Source organism: Pseudomonas savastanoi (assembly GCF_020917325.1).
Classification (GTDB): Bacteria; Pseudomonadota; Gammaproteobacteria; order Pseudomonadales; family Pseudomonadaceae; genus Aquipseudomonas; species Aquipseudomonas amygdali.
Genome location: NZ_CP076652.1, coordinates 4,506,438 through 4,526,287 on the forward strand (window position 1 = coordinate 4,506,438; position 19,850 = coordinate 4,526,287).

The 19,850-nt window shown below is 57.8% G+C and carries 8 protein-coding genes; 2 read left to right on the plus strand and 6 right to left on the minus strand.

The window, feature by feature from the left end; all coding sequences use genetic code 11:
- The first annotated feature begins 79 nt into the window (after positions 1–79).
- Positions 80–1,912, plus strand: a complete 1,833-nt coding sequence (locus KP808_RS19070) for an ABC transporter ATP-binding protein (protein ID WP_230016685.1) — start codon at positions 80–82, stop codon at positions 1,910–1,912.
- Positions 1,913–2,088: 176 nt separating this feature from the next.
- On the opposite strand, the gene KP808_RS19075 is transcribed toward KP808_RS19070, so the two are convergent.
- The 4 genes from KP808_RS19075 to hrpA all read right to left on the minus strand — a co-directional run bounded on the left by KP808_RS19075 (position 2,089) and on the right by hrpA (position 13,545).
- Positions 2,089–3,216 (minus strand): GNAT family N-acetyltransferase, encoded by a 1,128-nt coding sequence (locus tag KP808_RS19075; protein WP_054071966.1) that lies wholly within the window; start codon positions 3,214–3,216, stop codon positions 2,089–2,091.
- Between the two features lie 40 nt (positions 3,217–3,256).
- Positions 3,257–8,149 carry an NEL-type E3 ubiquitin ligase domain-containing protein gene (locus tag KP808_RS19080; RefSeq protein ID WP_326839550.1) on the minus strand — a complete coding sequence of 1,631 codons (4,893 nt, stop codon included), beginning with the start codon at positions 8,147–8,149 and terminating at the stop codon, positions 3,257–3,259.
- 120 nt (positions 8,150–8,269) lie between these two features.
- Entirely contained in the window at positions 8,270–9,391 is a 1,122-nt protein-coding gene (locus KP808_RS19090) for a beta-ketoacyl-ACP synthase III (protein ID WP_230016687.1), read from the minus strand.
- 242 nt (positions 9,392–9,633) lie between these two features.
- Complete coding sequence (hrpA, locus tag KP808_RS19095; protein ID WP_230016688.1) at positions 9,634–13,545, minus strand: ATP-dependent RNA helicase HrpA; 3,912 nt, start codon at positions 13,543–13,545, stop codon at positions 9,634–9,636.
- A gap of 490 nt (positions 13,546–14,035) precedes the next feature.
- Here hrpA and KP808_RS19100 point away from each other — a divergent pair.
- Positions 14,036–15,387, plus strand: a protein-coding gene (locus KP808_RS19100; RefSeq protein ID WP_122259038.1) for an IS3 family transposase whose coding sequence is annotated in 2 segments (ribosomal slippage) — positions 14,036–14,495 and positions 14,495–15,387 — 1,353 coding nt in all. Because the reading frame shifts where the segments join, the coding sequence is not laid out codon by codon here.
- Positions 15,388–16,026: 639 nt separating this feature from the next.
- On the opposite strand, the gene fadD1 is transcribed toward KP808_RS19100, so the two are convergent.
- Together fadD1 and fadD2 are read right to left on the minus strand one after the other, a co-directional pair.
- Entirely contained in the window at positions 16,027–17,718 is a 1,692-nt protein-coding gene (gene fadD1 / locus KP808_RS19105; RefSeq protein WP_058408531.1) for a long-chain-fatty-acid--CoA ligase FadD1, read from the minus strand.
- Positions 17,719–18,073: 355 nt separating this feature from the next.
- Positions 18,074–19,762 (minus strand): long-chain-fatty-acid--CoA ligase FadD2, encoded by a 1,689-nt coding sequence (gene fadD2, locus KP808_RS19110; protein ID WP_230016689.1) that lies wholly within the window; start codon positions 19,760–19,762, stop codon positions 18,074–18,076.
- Positions 19,763–19,850 lie beyond the last annotated feature (88 nt).

Here is a 19,850-nt window from a genome sequence, read left to right on the forward strand (position 1 = left end):
GCCTTCGGGCTTCGTGCGGTCCGGACGGGAGAGCCTCCACTTATCAAGGAGAACCCACGTCGCGTGGGTGTGATAGCCAATGCTTTATCGTCGTTTTGAAAAACTGATCGATATCTTCAAAGACGCCCCTACCCCTGCCCCGCCCAACACCGTCTTCGCGTTTTACATGTATTACCTGCGTCAGGTATGGCCGACGTTTCTCGCGCTTCTGGTCGTGGGCCTGATCGGTGCGCTGATCGAGGTGTCGCTGTTTAACTACCTGAGCCGCATTATCGACCTGGCGCAAACCACGCCGCCCAAGGATTTTTTCAGCGTGCATGGCTCGGAACTGATCTGGATGGTGGTGGTGGCCCTGCTGCTGCGCCCGATCTTCGTCGGCCTGCACGACCTGCTGGTGCACCAGACCATCAGCCCCGGCATGACCAACCTGATTCGTTGGCAAAATCACAGCTACGTGCTCAAACAGAGCGTCAACTTCTTCCAGAACGATTTCGCCGGGCGTATTGCCCAACGCATCATGCAGACCGGCAACTCTCTGCGCGACTCGGCAGTGCAGTCGGTAGACGCGCTGTGGCATGTACTGATCTACGCGATCAGCGCCATGGTACTGTTCGCCGAGGCCGACTGGCGCCTGATGATCCCGCTGGGCACCTGGATCGTGGCGTTCATACTCTCGCTGATGTACTTCGTCCCAAGGGTCAAGCAACGCTCGGTGGAGTCGTCCGATGCGCGCTCCAGACTCATGGGCCGGATAGTCGACGGCTACACCAACATCACCACCCTGAAACTGTTCGCGCACACCAATCATGAGCAACAGTATGCGCGTGAAGCGATGCGTGACCAGACCGAGAAAAGCCAGTTGGCTGGCCGTGTCGTCACGTCGATGGACACCACCATCACCACCATGAACGGCGTGCTGATTGTCACCACCACCGGGCTGGCCCTGTGGTTGTGGACCCAGTCGATGATCTCGGTGGGGGCCATCGCGCTGGCCACAGGCCTGGTGATTCGTATCGTCAATATGTCCGGCTGGATCATGTGGGTGGTCAATGGCATTTTCGAGAACATCGGCACCGTGCAGGACGGCCTGGAGAGCATCTCGCAGCCTGTCACGGTGAATGACCAGCCCGGCGCCCTGCCGCTGAAGATCGAAAACGGCGGCGTCCGGTTCGATGGCGTTGATTTCCATTACGGCAATGGCAACGGGATCATTCATAACCTCAACCTGGACATCAAACCGGGCGAGAAAATAGGTTTGATCGGGCCTTCAGGCGCAGGCAAATCGACGCTGGTGAACCTGCTGCTGCGCATGTATGACGTTCAAGGCGGCAGGATCCTGATCGATGGTCAGGATATTTCTGAAATCACCCAGGAAAGCCTGCGTGCGCAGATCGGCATGATCACCCAGGACACGTCGCTGCTGCACCGTTCCATTCGCGAAAACCTGCTGTATGGCAATCCTGACGCCACTGACGAACAGCTCTGGGAATCGATCCGCAAGGCCCGTGCCGAAGAGTTCATCCCGCAGTTGTCGGATTCCGAAGGCCGCACCGGTTTTGATGCCCATGTGGGAGAGCGCGGCGTCAAGCTGTCCGGCGGTCAGCGCCAGCGAATCGCGATCACCCGTGTACTGCTCAAGGACGCACCGATCCTGATCATGGATGAAGCCACCTCGGCACTTGATTCGGAAGTTGAAGCAGCGATTCAGGAAAGCCTGGAAACCTTGATGCAAGGCAAGACCGTCATCGCCATCGCGCACCGCCTGTCGACCATCGCCCGTATGGATCGTCTGGTGGTACTGGAAAAAGGCCAGATCGCCGAAACCGGCACCCACGCCGAACTGCTGGCCCGCGGCGGGCTGTATGCGCGGTTGTGGCAGCATCAGACGGGTGGGTTTGTAGGGGTGGATTGAAGATGGGCCTCTTCGCGAGCAAGCTCGCTCCCACAGGATCTTCAGAGGCCAGTGATCTACCCGCCGCCATTTATACCCATGACTATCGTGCCAATGCTCCGCGTTGGCATGCATTTCGTGACGCTCCGCGTCACAAGTCTCGCGCCGATGCTCCACGTGCGAAGGCCTATCCTCCGCTACTCCACCTGCCGATACGGCAACGCACTCCTCGCCTCGTCGGCATACGCCAGTACGCCGACGCGTTCCTGCTCGAGAAACTCGCTCACTGCGTCTTTCAGCCCAGGATGCATCAGGTAATGCCAAGACCGGGTGATCTGCGGTTCGAAGCCGCGAATCAATTTATGCTCACCCTGAGCGCCGGCATCGAATCGTTGCAGGCCGTGGGCGATGGCGTAGTCCATACCCTGATAGAAACAGGTCTCGAAATGCAGTCGGTCAAACTCGGCCAGGCAACCCCAGTAGCGCCCGTAGAAACTATCGTCACCGATCAGGCTGAAAGCCATCGCCACAGGCCGTGAGCCCTGCAAGGCGATGACCACGCGGATCGATTCGGGCATACGCTCGGCCAGCAGACTGAAAAATTCGCGTGTCAGGTATGGCGCCTGTCCGCGAATTTCGTAGGTATTGGAATAGCAGGCGTAGACGAAGTCCCACAGCACTTCGCTCATCTGCGCGCCTTCGAGCCATTCAAACTCGATGCCCTGCCCCGCCACCTGTTCACGCTCCTTACGCATCTGCTTGCGCTTGCGCGAACTCAATGCGTCCAGAAAGTCCTGAAAGTCGCGGTAACCCCGGTTATGCCAATGAAACTGACAACCAAAGCGCTGCAGCCAGCCCGGTTGCGATTCAAGCAAGGCATCGGCAGCCGGGTCGGTGAAATTCACATGGGCGCTCGACAGCCCCTCGCTCTGCAGATAGGCCGGCAGCTCGCTGAGCAACTCCATGCCGCCTTGAGGCGTTGCCGACAGGATGCGTGAGCCGCCAACCGGGCTGAACGGCACCGCGACCAACAGTTTGGGGTAATAGGCGATTCCGGCGCGACGGCAGGCGTCTGCCCAGGCGTGATCGAACACGTATTCGCCGTACGAGTGCCACTTCCGGTAGGCCGGCAATGCCGCAACCAGTTGATCGTTTTCGTAGTGCAGCACATGTTCGGCACGCCAACCGGAGCGTGGCCCGAGGCTGCCGCTGTCTTCCAGCGCGCTGAGAAAGGCATGCCGCAGGAACGGCTGATTGCCCGGCACCAGTGCGTCCCATTGAGCAGGCGCAACGGTGCTTAGGTTGTCGATAACGTGAACGGGCATGCAGATTCCCCGGATTGTCAGGCGTTATGGAGAGTATCTCTTATTGAGGCCCTGCGTTCACAGCGTCCGAGAGCTGTATGGAAAGTTTGATCGCACACGCCTTGATCGCACGCATGCGTTCCTTGGTGATCTGTTTTACCCGGTCAAGGTATTGTTGATCGGATTGCATGTCCGGCGACAGCTCATCCAGAACGGCGAGACGCTCAGCAAAAGGGCGCTTTACCGGCTCAAACTCGTGGGCGTAGCGGATTTCCAAATAATCCATCCAAAACTCCCTGGCAATCAGTGATTCGAAAAACGCAGGAGTACTTTCACGCGCAATTATCTCGCGGTAGGCGGAATCCAGATCGGCGTCACTCACCCCCGCCAGAGTCCTGAACAGCATGGATCTGGACCGGCTGGCCAATCCAAGCCGTACCTGCAAACCCGTTCGATAGGCCAGTCGTACTTCGGCTTCATCTACCGTTTTATTGCTTGTCATCCGAAGAGCAATATCGCGACGGGCAATTTTTTCCACCTCATCGAGACGGTCGAGACTGCGGGTCATCTTGAACAGCTCCAGTGGCCGTGCGGCTTCCGGCGTGGATGACGTAATCGCGAACACCCCAACGCGAACTTCCATGTCCCCGAATACTAACGCCAGACCATCGCCACAGGTTTGAGGATGGGCGGCAAGATCAAACAATTGCCGACGCAGCTCCCCATTTTCAGCAGCCGCTTCCATCATCGTCCAGACCCGTGTCGTGAGCGCTTTACGATCATTGAAAAAGTCTGCTGAAGTGGTCAGGTCGCTCAGCACCTGAAAAAAATCCGTAGAACCGGAACAGTCCTGCACGTTATGCCAAAGCTCTGTCCGTGCAGCCAGTTGCTCACCACTCGCACCGCCAAGCCAGGTCTTAAGGGCAGGCGTTTCCTGATGCAACAAGCGATTATGGCTGATACCCAAACGGGACTGATACCTTTGCTCACGCAGCACTCTGATCCGTTCATGCGTCTGCACACTCAGCGGATTACCATTCAAATGTATATTCAGACGATTATCGCTGAGGGAGCGATCAATAAGGGCGAGCGCCTGGGTAGTTATGTCCGAGATATGGTTGTCACGAAGGTCGAGAAGCATCAGATCAGAACTGCGCCAGTTCCACTCTGGCACCCTTTCAATACCTGTAGATCGTAAAAAAAGCATGCGCAGTGCGTTGAGCGGACTCAGCCGCGTGCTCCGCCCAAGCGAGCAAAAACTGAGGTCCAGAACTTCCAGTCGGCTCAGATTGCGCAAACCGGCGTTGCACTGGTCGGTCCAGACCAGCGGGTTGTGTCTGAGTGACAACTCTCTGAGTTGAGTCATCCGCCCTATCGACTCTGGCAGGGATTGCAGCGCATTGAAATCCAGGCTCAATGAATGCAGGTTGCTGAAATGCTTAAGTAATACATCAGCCTGTGAATGGGTAAGCCGCATGTTTCGAGCGTTTAAAACCGCCACATGACTGAAGTCAGCCAATACCTGCGGCATGTTTCCTATGCGTAGACCCTCCAGATCAAGCGAATACCCCAAAAACTCACCCTGATAGTTTCTGCAGTGAGCGCTCAGGCGCCTCCAGCAGTTGCGAATTCGCAACGCCGCGATTGCCCTCGGTCTAAGCATTGACGAGGGCTCAGCTTGCAGTACCCAACTGTCCAGGCTGGTTTGCAAAGTGCTCAGTTCCTGAGCGAGGCCTTGCAGCCTTTGTCGAACAAAGTTCGTCAATTGCGAGGCAGAACCTGTGTGCTCTGCACGCAGCGCCTGAAGAAACGTCGTAACCTGCTCTTCGGAAAAATCCGGATACAGGCTTTTTACCGCAAGCTCCGGCGAGTGGCTGGGCGCACCAATGCCGAGCCTGCGGAAGAGGCCACGCAAACGTCCACTCAGGGGATACCCCACACGGCCATCGTGCAGTCGTTGCGGCCATTTGATGCCCGGCTTGATCGGCTGCAACTGCAGGATTTCCGCTATCCGCTCGCGTCTGTCAGAGGCGATACGACACAAAAGACTGCGCAGGTGCTGCTCATCCGCATTCACTGGCAACTCGATGTTGACACGCACCTCATCAGGAAGCGCGTTCAGCAGAGCACTGAAAAAGCTCTGACCGGCCTCACCTATAGACTCACCCAACTGATTGAAGGGCTGAAATACCTCTTCGGTTCGGATCAGAACCCGATGCACGACAGTCGCCTGGTCACTTTCAAGGCTCGCGATCTCATCGCCCTCCAGCGTGTCTTTGAGCAGATCGATTGAAACGTCGCCACGCCAGCCCGGCGTGTACGGCAACATGCCAAGCGCAGCCGCACAGGTGTCCGGATTGCCCGACGAGCGTCGGTAGAAGCCTTCGATGGCCCTGTTTATCCGCAGTTGCTGCTGATACTCACGAGCATGCTCGGCAAGCTCAAGAGGGATGCGTTTTTCCGAGGTCATCCGTGCGGTGTCTGCATCGCTCGCCATCTCGATGAGTTCCAAAGCGATGCTGTCCGGCACACTGCTGAAATCGCGTTGAATCAGCTTGACCAGCGGCTCACTGCTGCGGTTGTGCAGGGCATAAACCTCGTCAAGCAACGGCCCCATGTGAAGTTGCGCACAGTCGGCCAGATAACGTTTGAAACCTTGAACCTGCGAAGTTTTATCTGCACCGCTGGTTCCCGTCAGATGACTGACTTCATCGGGTGTCAGCCCTTCCAGCAATTGGCCGAGCGCCTGCGTGAGGTCTTCTGTCGCGCCCACGACACTGGATGAAAATGTCATATGCGCCCCCACGTTCCAGGCGTCGAGCATGGTTCCGTCTGCGTCTAACACTAACAACCCTCGGCTCTTGTGCCAGTGCGGCGACGACACCAGCAGCTTCATCCATGGCTCGATATGAGTGACAGGCACTGGCGAGGACTCTTCTGCCTTGAGGGCGTCTATGCAGGCTTGCAAGCCCCGCTCGATTTCCATGCGCTGGATGGCATCTCTCAGCAGAGCCGGAAGCGGGTGACTTTCGACATGTATCTGACGCAACAACGCCTCGTTGCTGCCCGTAATGCTCAAGACCCGCGAGATCTCTTCTTCGGTGAACGCATCACACGTCACATTAAGCCGCCTGAACGCTGTGACTTCATCCCAGCCCATGGGGTTTTCCCACTCGTGACGCCAGGCACCGGCCCCGTTGTGCTCAAGCTTAGGCGAGTAGGCGTGCTGATCCTGCGGGTGCCTGATACGCCAGTTTTTTCCGGTTGCGTCTGCTTCAACGCGGTACAGCTTGCCGTTCATTGGCAGCCACGTCTTGCTGTCGAATTCGTAAAGCCCAAGCGGATTGGCACGCAAACCGTCAGGCAACGTAATCGTATCCGCATAACCGCCAACAGTCGGCTTTCCAAGACGAACCGATCCATCCACCCTCTTCTGCACCAGGCTTTCGATAAACATCGACGGTTCCAGCCGATTGAGCGCGCCAATGGCGCTGCCCACTACCACTGTCTGAGCGACGTTTTCCGCGATGTTGTAAACATGTTGCATGGCCTCTTCCACTTCCCCGTGCGTCCAGTCTTCGTAGGCAACGAACGCTTCGCGGACAAGCTGATAGAGAGCAACCACGGCCATGACTTCACCCAGCACAGGCACAAAGAGCCCGGCCGCATTGAGTATGTCCATGCCACTGTTTTTCAGGTTGTCGAGCAGCGCATCCCTGGCTAGCTGATCAGCCTGCGCAGACGGCACCGCTATGGTCCGTGAATCGCCGTAGGTTTTGGCCAGCAGGTGGTCGTAAAGCAACTCGAACGGGGGCTTGGAAAATGGCTGCGCCTGCAACACCAGGTCGGCATTGACGTCCAGCGTGTGCTCCTGGACCGGGTAGAGCCGCGATTTCAGCTTCGCAAAGAATTCCGGACTTTGGTCAAGCCTGACGAAGCGGCTGAAATAGCGCCTGTAACTGTCACTGTCGAGCGCTGCCACGAGGCTGTCGTTGAAGGCCCTGAGTGACGCGAACTGTTTGAGCGGGTGTGACGGCTCTGAAGGCATATAGACAAGACAAGGCCCACTGTCAGGGTCAGCAATCTCCTGCTGAATCAGCAAAGCCCCGTGCAACAGGCAGCCCGAAAAAGCGTAGGTATCGAGCATATGCAACTGACAATAGCGCAACCCCCTGCCCCCCCATTGCGCATGGACGTCGGGCTTCACTACGCTCAACAGCATCTGGTAAGCGGCTTCGCTGACATCACCCTTCATCATGGCAATGTGCGCAAGCACCTCGACAGCATCGCGCTCACCGTCGATAAAAACAGCAGCAACCGCTTTCGCAGCGTCTGGCGTGGAAGGTTTGAATACACTGTCCAGATGCGTCTGATACTGGCCACCAAGATCCAGTTCATGACAAAAATCAGCGAATTGCTCAAGGTCGATATCAAGACGGTCCTTGTATTCCACCTTGTACCTGCGCTGAGCACTGTCGATCAGCCAGTAACGCAGGCCTCCAGTACGAAGTATTGCCGAGTACGGATCGAAGCGGCTTCGGTTACTGGAGGCGAAGTTCTGCAAGGCGGCCTGCAACAGCGTCTGTTCAAGAGGATTCGGCCTCCAGGAACTGTCGTAACGCCAGGTCATCAGCTGAAAGGCTTCGACATCCAATGGAAGTTCGAAGCGTTCGAAAAACGCTTGCGTCAGCAGAGGCGCTGCGAATGCTTGTGCTGATAAAAGGCGATTGCGAACGGGCCCAAGCGCATGGGTGGAACGCAGGGTTTTCTGATGACTGGCGTGCAGTGCCTGGCGCAAGGTCGCCGGGGCGTTCAAATACCAGTCAGGCAGGTTGCCTCTGATAAATCCGGCATTTGGATGCTCCACGTCGAATGGCGCAGAGTCGAGTTGTCGTGAGGCAGACAGGGAACCAGGCGAGACTGGCGTTTCAGGCGTGGTGTAGGCGTTGAACATGATCGATACCCGTGATGGCTTCGGAAAAAGCCAACACGATAAAGATCCGCCGGGGTGCAGGTGACATAACGGGATATGACAGGCAGCGTCTGATATCCAGACGCTGCCCATAAAGCGCTATCAGCGCTTGCGCAGAATCACGCTGCCAATCGAGTAACCGGCACCGAACGAGCTGAGCACGGCGAGCGCGCCCTTGGCCAAGTCATCCTGATAGGTATGAAACGCAATGACCGAGCCTGCCGAGCTGGTATTGCCATAAGTGTCGAGAATCACCGGCGCTTCCTCGACCGTGGCATCGCGACCCAGCAGTTTCTTGACGATCAACTGGTTCATGCTCAGGTTGGCCTGATGCAGCCAGAAGCGTTTGACGTCAGTGATGTTGATGTCGTTGTCCTGCAAATGCGCAGCGACCAGCTCGGCGACCATCGGGCAGACCTCGCGGAACACCTTGCGGCCTTCCTGCACGAACAGCTTGTCCGGCGCATTCTGGCCCTCGTCCGAGGTACGGTTGAGAAAACCGAAATTGTTGCGGATGTTGTTGGAGAACTGGGTCAGCAGGCGGGTGCTGACGATATCGAACTGGTAAGGCGAGGTGGCGAGGTCTGCACGCTCGACCACTACGGCAGTGGCGCCGTCACCAAAGATGAAGTGGCTGTCACGGTCACGGAAATTAAGGTGTGCGGTGCAGATTTCCGGGCTGATCACCAGCAAGGCGCGGGCCTGCCCCAATTGCACACTATTGCAGGCTGCCTGAATGCCGAAGGTGGCCGAGGAACAGGCCACGTTCATGTCGAAGCCGTAACCGGAGACTCCCAGCGCTTGTTGAATCTCGATGGAGATCGCCGGGTAGGCGCGCTGCAGGTTGGAGCAGGCAACAATTACACCGTCGATATCGGCAGCGGTTTTGCCCGCGCGTTGCAGCGCCTGTCTGGCGGCAGCTACACCCATCTCACAGAGGATCGACCATTCGTCATTGCTGCGCTCCGGCAGGTTGGGCTTCATGCGCTGCGGATCGAGAATGCCTTGCTTGTCCATGACAAAGCGGCTTTTGATGCCCGATGCCTTTTCGATGAACGCAGCGCTGGACTCACTGAGCGCTTCCACTTCACCACGTTCGATAGCCGCTGCGTTATCGCTGTTGAACTGTGCGACATAGGCATTGAAAGACTGCACCAGCTCTTCGTTGGAGATGCTGTTGGCCGGGGTAAACAGGCCTGTGCCGCTGATGACGACGTTGTGCACGGTCGTTCCTCTCTTATTGAGTTGCAGGTAAACACCTGCTCAGGCACGGTGTCCGAAGGCCCACTGTTTTTGGGACCAACGTACCAGTGCGACTGTAAAAGCTGCCCGCAACAGAGAGCAGCATTTCATGACACGGTGAAGACAGGCGCGGAGTGTGCCACAGAGCCCGGTTTTGGCGCTATCGGGCCAATGAATATAGGCCCGATAGCGGCAATTGACTGTACTGAGGGCCGGACGCAGGATCAGCCCTCCACCTGACTCCACTGCTTGCTCAACCGTTTGTCCGACACCGGCATTTTGGTGCCTAGCTGCTGAGCGAACAGCGACACGCGGTATTCCTCCATCCACCAGCGATACAGCGCCAGTTCCGGGTCACGCTTGCCTTCCTGAGCGTGCTTGTCGGCACGTGTCTGGTATTGCGTCCACAGGCCTGCCAGCTCGATGCTCCACACCCGGTCTTTCTGCACCTGACCTGGCAGTTTTTCCAGACGCATCTCGATGGCCTTCAGGTAGCGCGGCAGTTCCTTGAGCCACACCGCCGGGGTTTCACGCACGAAACCGGGGTACACCAGTTTGCTCAGTTGCGCCTTGATATCGTTGAGGGCAACCGCCTGGGACAGGTCAATCTTGCCTTTGAAGCGCTTTTGCAGTCCGTGCCACAGCTTGAGAATCTCCAGCGTCAGCTTCGCCAGCCGTTCGGCGTGTTCGGTCCAGTCGGCGCGCTTGCGCTCAGCCAGCGACAACAGGCCGGCACCGTCGCGCGGCAACTCGGCTTCACCTTCCAGCACGCAACTGTCGAGGCTGGCCAGCAGGATGTCCTCTATCAACGCATCGATGCGGCCCAGCTCGCGGTGCAACAAGGCCAGCTCGGTCTGCCCCGGCAGTTTGTTACGCAGAAACTTCGCCGGTTCAGCCAGCTGTTGCAGCAGCAAACGCTGCAACGCACGGCGATGCTGATATTCAGCTTCGGCCTGCGTGGAGAACCGGCCTTCCTTGACCGCTCCGCCCTCTTCGACCAACGCGGGATAAACCGTCATCGACAGCCCGGCGATATTCTGCTGAGTCTTTTGCGCCACTGCAGCAAAGGCCTTGGCCTGCACCGGCTGCTGGCTTTTCGCGGTTTGCGGTACGGCCAGTGCGGCCTGGCTCGCCTCGGCAAAGCGCGCCGTCAGTTCGGCCAGATCGCGCCCTTCACCGAGAAACTTGCCGCTGCCATCGACGATTTCCAGGTTCATCTTTAGATGACCTTCAAGCTGCTGCGCGGCTTCGGCCCAACCCTCGTCGCTGACCCGCACGCCGGTCATGCGCAGAAGCTCACGCCCCAGCGCCTGGGGCAATGAGCCCTCGCCGAAGGTAATACGTTGCAACGCGGCCTTGATGAAATCCGGGACCGGCACGAAGTTCTTGCGCACAGCTTTGGGCAGGTTGCGCACCAGCGCAATGCTCTTGGTCTCGAGCAAGCCCGGCACCAGCCACTCCAGGCGCTCGGCAGGCAGCGACAGCAACAGGGGCGCAGGGACGCGCAAGGTCACGCCGTCACGTGGGTGGTTGGGCTCGAAGTGGTAACTCAGCGACAGACTGAGGTCGCCCAGGTGCAAGGTATCCGGATACTGCGCGGCGGTAACTTCACTGGCCTCGCGGGCCAGCACATCCTCTTCGCGCATGATCAGCAGTTGCGGGTTCTTCTGGCTTTCAGTCTTGTACCAACTGTCGAACGTCGCCGTCTGATGAATCTCGGCCGGGATTCGCGCTTCATAGAAGCTGAACAAGGTGTCTTCGTCAGCCAGAATATCGCGACGTCGAGCCTTGGCCTCCAGCTCATCGAGTTGTTCCAGCAGGCGGGTATTGGCACTCAGGCATTTGGCCCGCGACAGGATGTCACCGCGCACCAGGCCTTCGCGAATGAACAGCTCGCGCGACACCACCGGGTCAATCGGCCCGTAATGCACCGGACGGCGACCAACCACGATCAGGCCGAACAGGGTGATCTGCTCGAACGCTACGACCTGCCCGCGCTTCTTCTCCCAGTGCGGCTCGAAATGATTTTTCTTGATCAGGTGGCCAGCCAGTGGCTCGATCCAGTCCGAATCGATCTTGGCCACCATGCGCGCGTACAGCTTGGTGGTTTCCACCAGCTCGGCGGTCATCAACCACTGCGGGCGCTTCTTGCCGAGCCCGGAAGACGGGTGAATCCAGAAGCGCCGCTGCCTTGCGCCAAGGTAGTCACCCTCGTCGGCCTTTTGCCCGATCTGGCTCAGCAGGCCGGAGAGAATGGCCTTGTGAAATTTCGGGTAATCGGCCGGTTCCTTGTTGACCGTCAGTTGCAGATCGCGACAGATCAGGCTCAACTGCCGATGAGAATCACGCCACTCGCGCAGGCGCAGGTAATTCAGAAAATTGCGCCGGCACCAGTTACGCAGCGGGCTGGCCGTCAGGGTCTGGCGCTGCTCTTCAAAACCACGCCACAGATTGACCAGTCCGGCAAAGTCCGAGTCGGCGTCTTTCCATTGCGCATGGGCCTGATCAGCCGCCTGCTGACGCTCGGGTGGACGCTCACGCACATCCTGCACGGACATGGCGCTGGCCACGATCAACACTTCCTGCAGGCTGCCCTGCTTCGCAGCTTCCAGAAGCATGCGGCCCATGCGCGGGTCTACCGGCAGGCGCGCCAGCTGACGGCCCAGCGGGGTCAGCTGATTTTCGCGATTGACTGCCGACAGCTCCTGCAACAGGTTGAAGCCGTCGCTGATCGCCTTGCCATCCGGCGGCTCGATGAACGGGAAATCGGTGATCTCGCCCAGACGCAGGTGCAGCATCTGCAGGATGACCGCTGCCAGGTTGGTGCGCAGTATCTCGGGGTCGGTGAATTCAGGTCGACCGTTGAAATCTTCCTCGCTGTACAGACGCACGCACAAACCGGGCTCGACGCGCCCGCAACGGCCTTTGCGCTGGTTGGCGCTGGCCTGCGACACCGCCTCGATCGGCAGGCGCTGGACCTTGGCGCGATAGCTATAGCGGCTGATACGTGCAGTACCGGTATCGATCACGTAGCGGATGCCCGGCACAGTCAGCGAGGTTTCAGCGACGTTGGTGGCCAGCACCACACGACGACCTGGATGGGACTGAAAGATACGCTGCTGTTCGGCAGGCGAAAGGCGTGCGTACAGCGGCAGAATTTCGGTGTGCCTGAGCTGCGCCTTGCGCAGTACCTCGGCGGCATCGCGAATCTCGCGTTCGCCGGGCAGAAACACCAGCACGTCACCCGGGCTCTTGCGCTCGCTACGCTCAAAGGCCGCCAGCTCATCCAGCGTGGCCAGAATGGCCTGATCGACTGTCAGGTCTTCTTCCACGCTGTTGCCTTCCTCGTCCTGCTCGCTGGTCAGCGGGCGATACCAGAGGTCGACAGGGAAGGTACGACCGGACACTTCGATCACCGGCGCATCGTTGAAGTGCTCGGAAAAGCGCTGCAGGTCGATGGTCGCGGAGGTGATGATGACCTTCAGGTCCGGGCGGCGTGGCAGCAGGGTTTTCAGGTAACCGAGCAGGAAGTCGATATTCAGGCTGCGCTCATGGGCTTCGTCGACGATGATCGTGTCGTAGCGTTCAAGGAAGCGGTCATGCTGGGTTTCGGCCAGCAGAATACCGTCGGTCATCAGCTTGATCAGCGTGTTGCTGTCGCTCTGATCTTCAAAGCGCACCTGATAACCGACCAGCGCGCCCAGTGGTGTGCCCAGCTCATCGGCCACCCGGCTGGCCACGCTGCGTGCGGCAATCCGGCGCGGCTGGGTATGGCCGATCAGACCGTGCTGACCACGACCGATTTCCAGGCAGATTTTCGGCAATTGGGTGGTCTTGCCGGAGCCGGTCTCACCGGCAATGATCAGCACCTGGTGCTTGAGCAAGGCCTCCTTGATCTCATCGCGCTTGGCGGCGATGGGCAGGTTGTCGTCATAACGGATCGTCGGCACGCTTTCACGCCGCGCCGTCACCTGCGCACAGGAGGCCTGAACCCGCGCCACCCACTGCGCCAGCTTCGCCTCGTCAGGTTTTTTGCGCAGGTCATGCAACTGACGGCGCAGGCGATGACGTTCGCTGATCATCGCCTGGTCGAGGCTTTTCAGAAGTTGGTCGATAGAGGGCGATTCGTCGGTCATCAGGCGTGCAGGGTCTTTTTTCAAATGGCAGGTGCGGATTGTCGCAGATTGTGGCGGGTCGTGACGAATGGCCTGAGTGTCAGGCTATCCATCGCGGCCATGGTTTGCCGGCAGCACGGCTCAATTACAACAAAGTATGAGGTACGCAATACCGGACGCTCCGCGTCCTTTTTGCGACGCAGAGCGTCGAGACCTGCATTCCCACGCTGGAGCGTGCGGAACGATAATCTCAACTATCGTGCGGCGCTCTGCGTCGCATGCCTTTCCGGACGCTCCGCGTCCTCATTGCGACGCAGAGCGTCAAGACCTGCATTCCCACGCTGGAGCGTGAGGAACGATAATCTCAACTATCGTACGGCGCTCCGCGTCGCATGCCTTTCCGGACGCTCCGCGTCCTCATTGCGACGCAGAGCGTCGAGACCTGCATTCCCACGCTGGTGAACTGCCCCCAAGAAGTTGGACACCAATCCGACCTCATGGGGGTGTTCAAATGGGTAAGTATTCAGAACAGTTCAAGCTCACTGTCGTCAAAGCGTATCTTGAAGGCAACATGGGCTTTCGTATGGTAGCCCGCCAGTTCTCGATCGATTTCAGTCTGCTTCGACGCTGGGTCGCTAACTACAAGAGTCATGGTCACACCGGCCATCGCAAGCCTGGTCTTCGATACAGCGAAGCTTTCAAGCGCTCAGTGCTTGAACACAGGCGTGAACACAAGCTGTCGCTCCGTCAGGCCGCTGCGCATTTTGGTATCGGGGATCCCGGCCAAATAGTCATTTGGGAAAAGCGGCATTACAGTAGCGGTACAGCCCCGTATGTTCCTGCCAGAAGAAAGCCTGTCGCCATGCCAAAGAAGCCTTATCCCGCCAAACCAGTAACCGCCGACGATACGCAGAAGACGCGCGACCAGTTGATGAGCGAGCTTGAATATCTGCGCATGGAGAACGCTTACCTAAAAAAGTTGGAAGAGCTGAAGGAGCAGAAACGACGGCAACCGAAAAAGCCCTGATCATCAAGCAACTGAGGGGCCGGTTCCCGCTTTGCGCTCTGCTGAGGCTGGCGGGCTTGGCACGCAGCACGTTTTACTACCAGGTTCAGGTGCAATCCAGACCCGATCCCGATGCTGCTTTGAAACAGTTAATCGAAAGCATTTACCACGAGGAGAAAGGCCTTTATGGCGCTCGGCGTATCACGGCGGTCATTCGCAATGCAGGTATTTTGGTCAACAAGAAGGTTGTAGAACGACTGATGGCAGAACTGGGCCTGCGATCAGTGGTGCGCCCCAAAAAATACCGCTCCTATAAGGGCGTAATCGGAACCATTGCGCCGAATTTGCTGGAGCGCAATTTCAGCGCGCAACGCCCGAACCAGAAGTGGGTGACCGATGTGACTGAGTTCAAGGTAGGCAATCGAAAGCTGTATCTCTCACCCGTGATGGACTTGTACAACGGTGAAATCGTGGCGTATGAAGTGTCGACAAGGCCGAGCTTTGAGCTGGTCACCAGCATGCTGGACAAGGCGCTTCAGCAGTTGCAGGACGAGCCGAAGCTTGTGATGCACTCGGACCAGGGCTGGCAGTATCAACATGCGCAGTATCGCCATAAGCTATCGGTACGAGGCGTCAAACAAAGCATGTCCCGTAAGGGCAACTGCCTGGACAATGCGGCAATGGAAAGCTTTTTCGGTACACTGAAATCCGAGTTTTTCTACCTGAAACAGTTTGAAAGCATCGATGAGTTGAAAGCAGGTCTGGATGAGTACATCCACTACTACAACCATGACCGCATCAAGCTGAAGCTCAACGGTCAAAGCCCCGTAAAGTACAGGGCTCAGGCGGCAAGCTAAACCGTCCAACTTTTGGGGGGCAGTTCACTGGAGCGTGCGGAACGATAATCTCAACTATCGTGCGGCGCTCTGCGTCGCATGCCTTTCCGGACGCTCCGCATCCTCTTGCGACGCAGAGCGTCGAGACCTGCGTTCCCACGCTGGAGCGTGCGGAACGATAATCTCAACTATCGTGCGGCGCTCCGCGTCGCATGCCTTTCCGGACGCTCCGCGTCCTCATTGCGACGCAGAGCGTCAAGACCTGCATTCCCACGCTGGAGCGTGCGGAACGATAATCGCAACTATCGTGCGGCGCTCCGCGTCGCATGCCTTTCCGGACGCTGCGCGTCCTAATTGCGACGCAGAGCGTCGAGACCTGCGTTCCCACGCTGGAGCGTGCGGAACGATAATCTCAACTATCGTGCGGCGCTCTGCGTCGCATGCCTTTCCGGACGCTGCGCGTCCTCTTGCGACGCAGAGCGTCGAGACCTGCATTCCCACGCTGGAGCGTGGGAACGAGAATCCAACTATCGTGCGGCGCTCTGCGTCGCATGCCTTTCCGGACGCTGCGCGTCCTCTTGCGACGCAGAGCGTCGAGACCTGCATTCCCACGCTGGAGCGTGCGGAACGATAATCGCAACTATCGTGCGGCGCTCCGCCCTACTTCTTCACGCCCAGCTTCTTCAATTCCTCATCACGAAGCTCGCGACGCAGGATCTTGCCGACGTTGGTGGTGGGCAGGACCTCCCGGAATTCCACGCTACGCGGCACCTTGTAGCCGGTCAGGTTGGCGCGCATGTGCTCCATGACCTGTTCCTTGGTGAGGGTAACGCCCGGCTTGGCCACGACGAAAACCTTGATGGTCTCGCCTGACTTCTCGTCCGGCACGCCGATTGCCGCGCATTGCAACACGCCCGGGAGCGTGGCCAGCACGTCTTCCAGTTCGTTGGGGTATACGTTGAAACCGGAGATCAGAATCATGTCTTTCTTGCGATCGACAATCCGGATGTAGCCATCGGGCTGGATGATCGCGATGTCACCGGTCTTGAGCCAGCCATCACTGTCGAGCATTTCATCGGTAGCTTCCTGGCGCTGCCAGTAGCCTTTCATGACCTGAGGGCCCTTGATGCAAAGCTCGCCGGTTTCACCGAACGCCAGCTCGTTGCCAGCATCGTCGATAACCTTGCACAGCGTCGACGGCACAGGAATACCGATGGTGCCCATCTGCACGTCTTTAGCGGGGTTGACCGTAGCCACCGGGCTGGTCTCGGTCATGCCATAGCCTTCGCAGACCTGGCAGCCAGTGACCTGCTTCCAGCGTTCGGCAGCGGACTGCTGCAAGGCCATGCCGCCGGACAGGGTAACTTTCAACGCCGAAAAGTCGAGGTTGCGGAAACCCTCGTTATTGCACAAGGCCACAAACAGCGTGTTAAGTCCGACAAAGCCGCTGAACTTCCATTTCGAAAGCTCCTTGACCATCGCCGGCAGATCACGCGGGTTGCTGATGAGGATGTTGTGATTGCCGAGCAGCATCATCGCCATGCAATGAAAGGTGAAGGCGTAGATGTGATACAGCGGCAGCGGCGTGATGATGATTTCACACCCTTCGCCAAGGTTTGAAGCCATCAGCGCCCGACACTGCAGCATGTTGGCGATCAGGTTGCGATGAGTCAGCATTGCGCCCTTGGCCACGCCGGTGGTGCCGCCGGTGTATTGCAGCACAGCAACATCGACGCTGCCGGGCGACACGTCGGTCACTGGCTGGCCACGCCCCTTGCCGAGCACATCGTTGAATTTGACGGCTTTGGGCAAGTGATAGGCCGGGACCATTTTCTTCACGTATTTGATGACGCTGTTGATCAGCAACCGCTTGAGCGGCGACAGCATGTCGGCCACTTCAGTAACGATGACATGCTTGATCTGCGTTTTGGGCACGACCTTTTCGGCCAGGTGCGCCATGTTTGCCAGACACACCAGCGCCTTGGCGCCGGAGTCGTTGAACTGGTGTTCCATTTCCCGCGCGGTGTACAGCGGGTTGGTGTTGACCACGATCAGCCCGGCGCGAATGGCACCAAAGACGGCAATCGGGTACTGCAACAGGTTGGGTAACTGCACGGCGATGCGATCACCCGGCTGCAGGTCGGTATGTTGCTGGATCCAGGCAGCGAACGCGCCGGACAGCTCATACAGTTCGCCGTAGGTGATGGTCTTGCCCAGATTGCTGAACGCCGGTTTGTCGGCGAAGCGTTGGCAGGACAGCTTCAGGACAGCCTGGACATTGGGATATTCGTCAGGGTTGATATCGGCGGGGATACCAGACGGATATTTGTCCTTCCAGAAGTTTTCAATCATTCAGTCGGCTCCGTAGCGATAGCGAATTCTTCACATCGCCTGAAGCGATGATTTTCTTGTGCTTGGAATTATGCAGTAGACGCTTTTTTCGCTTTATGACTGATCAAAAAGCGCGCCGAGAGTAGCAGCTTTGCCAAACATCGACTAGAGGCATAAGAAGGCCGCACAGTCACAAAACAGACCATAAACCACAAATAAGTCATTTTTAAAACTTTAAAAGGATATTGATTATCACCTTGAAAGCACCGGAACAGAGCGGTCGCTCCCCATAATTAAGGGTTTTTCAAAAAACAAGACCCCGCATGCAGCAGTCTGCAAACGGGGTCATGTACACAAATAGAGACGATTAGATGACTCAGGCGATGTCACGAAGCTCCCGGCGCAAAATCTTGCCTACCGGCGTCATCGGCAACGATTCCCGCAGGACAATATGCCTGGGCACCTTGTAAGCCGTGAAATTCTCCTTGCAGAAGGCCTTGAGCTCTTCAATGCTCAACCCCGGCTCGCGCGCCACCACAAACAGCTTTACAGCCTCCCCCGAACGCTCGTCCGGCACACCGATACAGGCGCAGTTGGCGACTTTCGGGTGGGCCATGACCACGTCTTCGATTTCGTTGGGGTATACGTTGAAGCCGGACACGATGATCAGGTCTTTCTTGCGGTCGACAATACTGACGAATCCGTCGGCACCAATCACCGCAATGTCACCGGTCTTGAACCAGCCTTGTGCATCCAGAGACTCGGCGGTGGCAACCGGCTGGTTCCAGTAGCCCTTCATGACCTGAGGCCCTTGGATGCACAGCTCGCCTCGCTCGCCAAAAGGCAACTCGGCACCATCGTCGTCAATAACCTTCATAGCAGTGCCGGGCACCGGAATACCGACCGTACCCAGACGAGCCAGAGCACCGTAAGGATTGGCACTGGCGACAGGCGAAGTCTCGGTCAGGCCATAACCCTCGACGATTGTGCAGCCGGTGATCTGCGCCCAGCGCTCGGCCGTGGCCTTGACCAGCGCAGTACCGCCGGAATTGGTGCTTTTCAGCGCCGAGAAATCCAAACTCCTGAACTGTGGATGATTCATGAGCGCCACGAACAGTGTGTTGAGGCCGATCATGGCGGTGAATTTCCACTTGCCCAGCTCCTTGATGAAGCCGCCGATATCGCGAGGGTTGGTAATCAGGATGTTGTGATTGCCGCTGATCATCATGCACATGCAGTTCGCCGTGAATGCATAGATGTGATAAAGCGGCAACGGCGCGATCATCACCTCTGTGCCCTCTTCAAACAGCGAGCCGCCTTCGGGACGCTGCTGGCGCATGCAGGCATAGACTTGCTGCATGTTGGCGACCAGATTGCCGTGAGTGAGCATCGCGCCCTTGGCCAGCCCCGTGGTGCCACCGGTGTATTGCAGCACGGCAACGTCGTCCAGACCTCGTGGTACGACCTGCATACGGCTATCACGCCCCAGGCGAAGCGCACGCTTGAAGCCGACGGCTTGAGGCAAATGGAATGACGGGACCAGCTTTTTGACCTTGTCGACGATGGTATTGACCAGCCATCCCTTGGCAGGTGACTGCATGTCGCCCATTTTCACTTCGATCAGGTGTTCGATTGCAGTGTCGGGGAGCACTTCCTGCACCAGCTTGCCGAACAAATTGAGGTACACCAGCGCCCTGGCACCAGAGTCCTTGAATTGATGGCGCATCTCGCGTGCGGTGTATAAAGGATTGGTGTTGACCACGATCAGACCTGCACGCATCGCACCAAATACGGCAATCGGGTATTGCAGGATATTGGGCATCTGTACGGCAATACGGTCACCCGGCACCAGTTGTGTGTGCTGCTGCAGATAGCCTGCGAAGGCGGCAGAGTGACGCTCAAGTTCGGCGTAGGTCAGGGTCACGCCCATATTGCTGAATGCAGGTCGGTCTGCAAACTTTCTGCAGCAGCGCTCAAATACTTCAATGACCGACTGATAGGTCTGTAAGTCCACCTCGGAGTCGACACCTGCCGGACGCTTGTCATCCCAGAAATCACTTTGCATTATTTTTATCCTCTTCCCTGCGTAGGCCTGGCCCGACGTTAGCAGTTAAAACGTCTCAGGCAAATAATCGGCCGAGCGTCATCAGCAG

What these genes read in the sequence shown, in the direction of transcription:
- KP808_RS19070 (WP_230016685.1), top strand. Translation starts at nt 80, where the DNA reads ATGCTTTATCGTCGTTTTGAAAAACTGATCGATATCTTCAAAGACGCC.
- KP808_RS19075 (WP_054071966.1), bottom strand. Translation starts at nt 3,216, where the DNA reads ATGCCCGTTCACGTTATCGACAACCTAAGCACCGTTGCGCCTGCTCAA.
- KP808_RS19080 (WP_326839550.1), bottom strand. Translation starts at nt 8,149, where the DNA reads ATGTTCAACGCCTACACCACGCCTGAAACGCCAGTCTCGCCTGGTTCC.
- hrpA (WP_230016688.1), bottom strand. Translation starts at nt 13,545, where the DNA reads ATGACCGACGAATCGCCCTCTATCGACCAACTTCTGAAAAGCCTCGAC.
- fadD1 (WP_058408531.1), bottom strand. Translation starts at nt 17,718, where the DNA reads ATGATTGAAAACTTCTGGAAGGACAAATATCCGTCTGGTATCCCCGCC.
- fadD2 (WP_230016689.1), bottom strand. Translation starts at nt 19,762, where the DNA reads ATGCAAAGTGATTTCTGGGATGACAAGCGTCCGGCAGGTGTCGACTCC.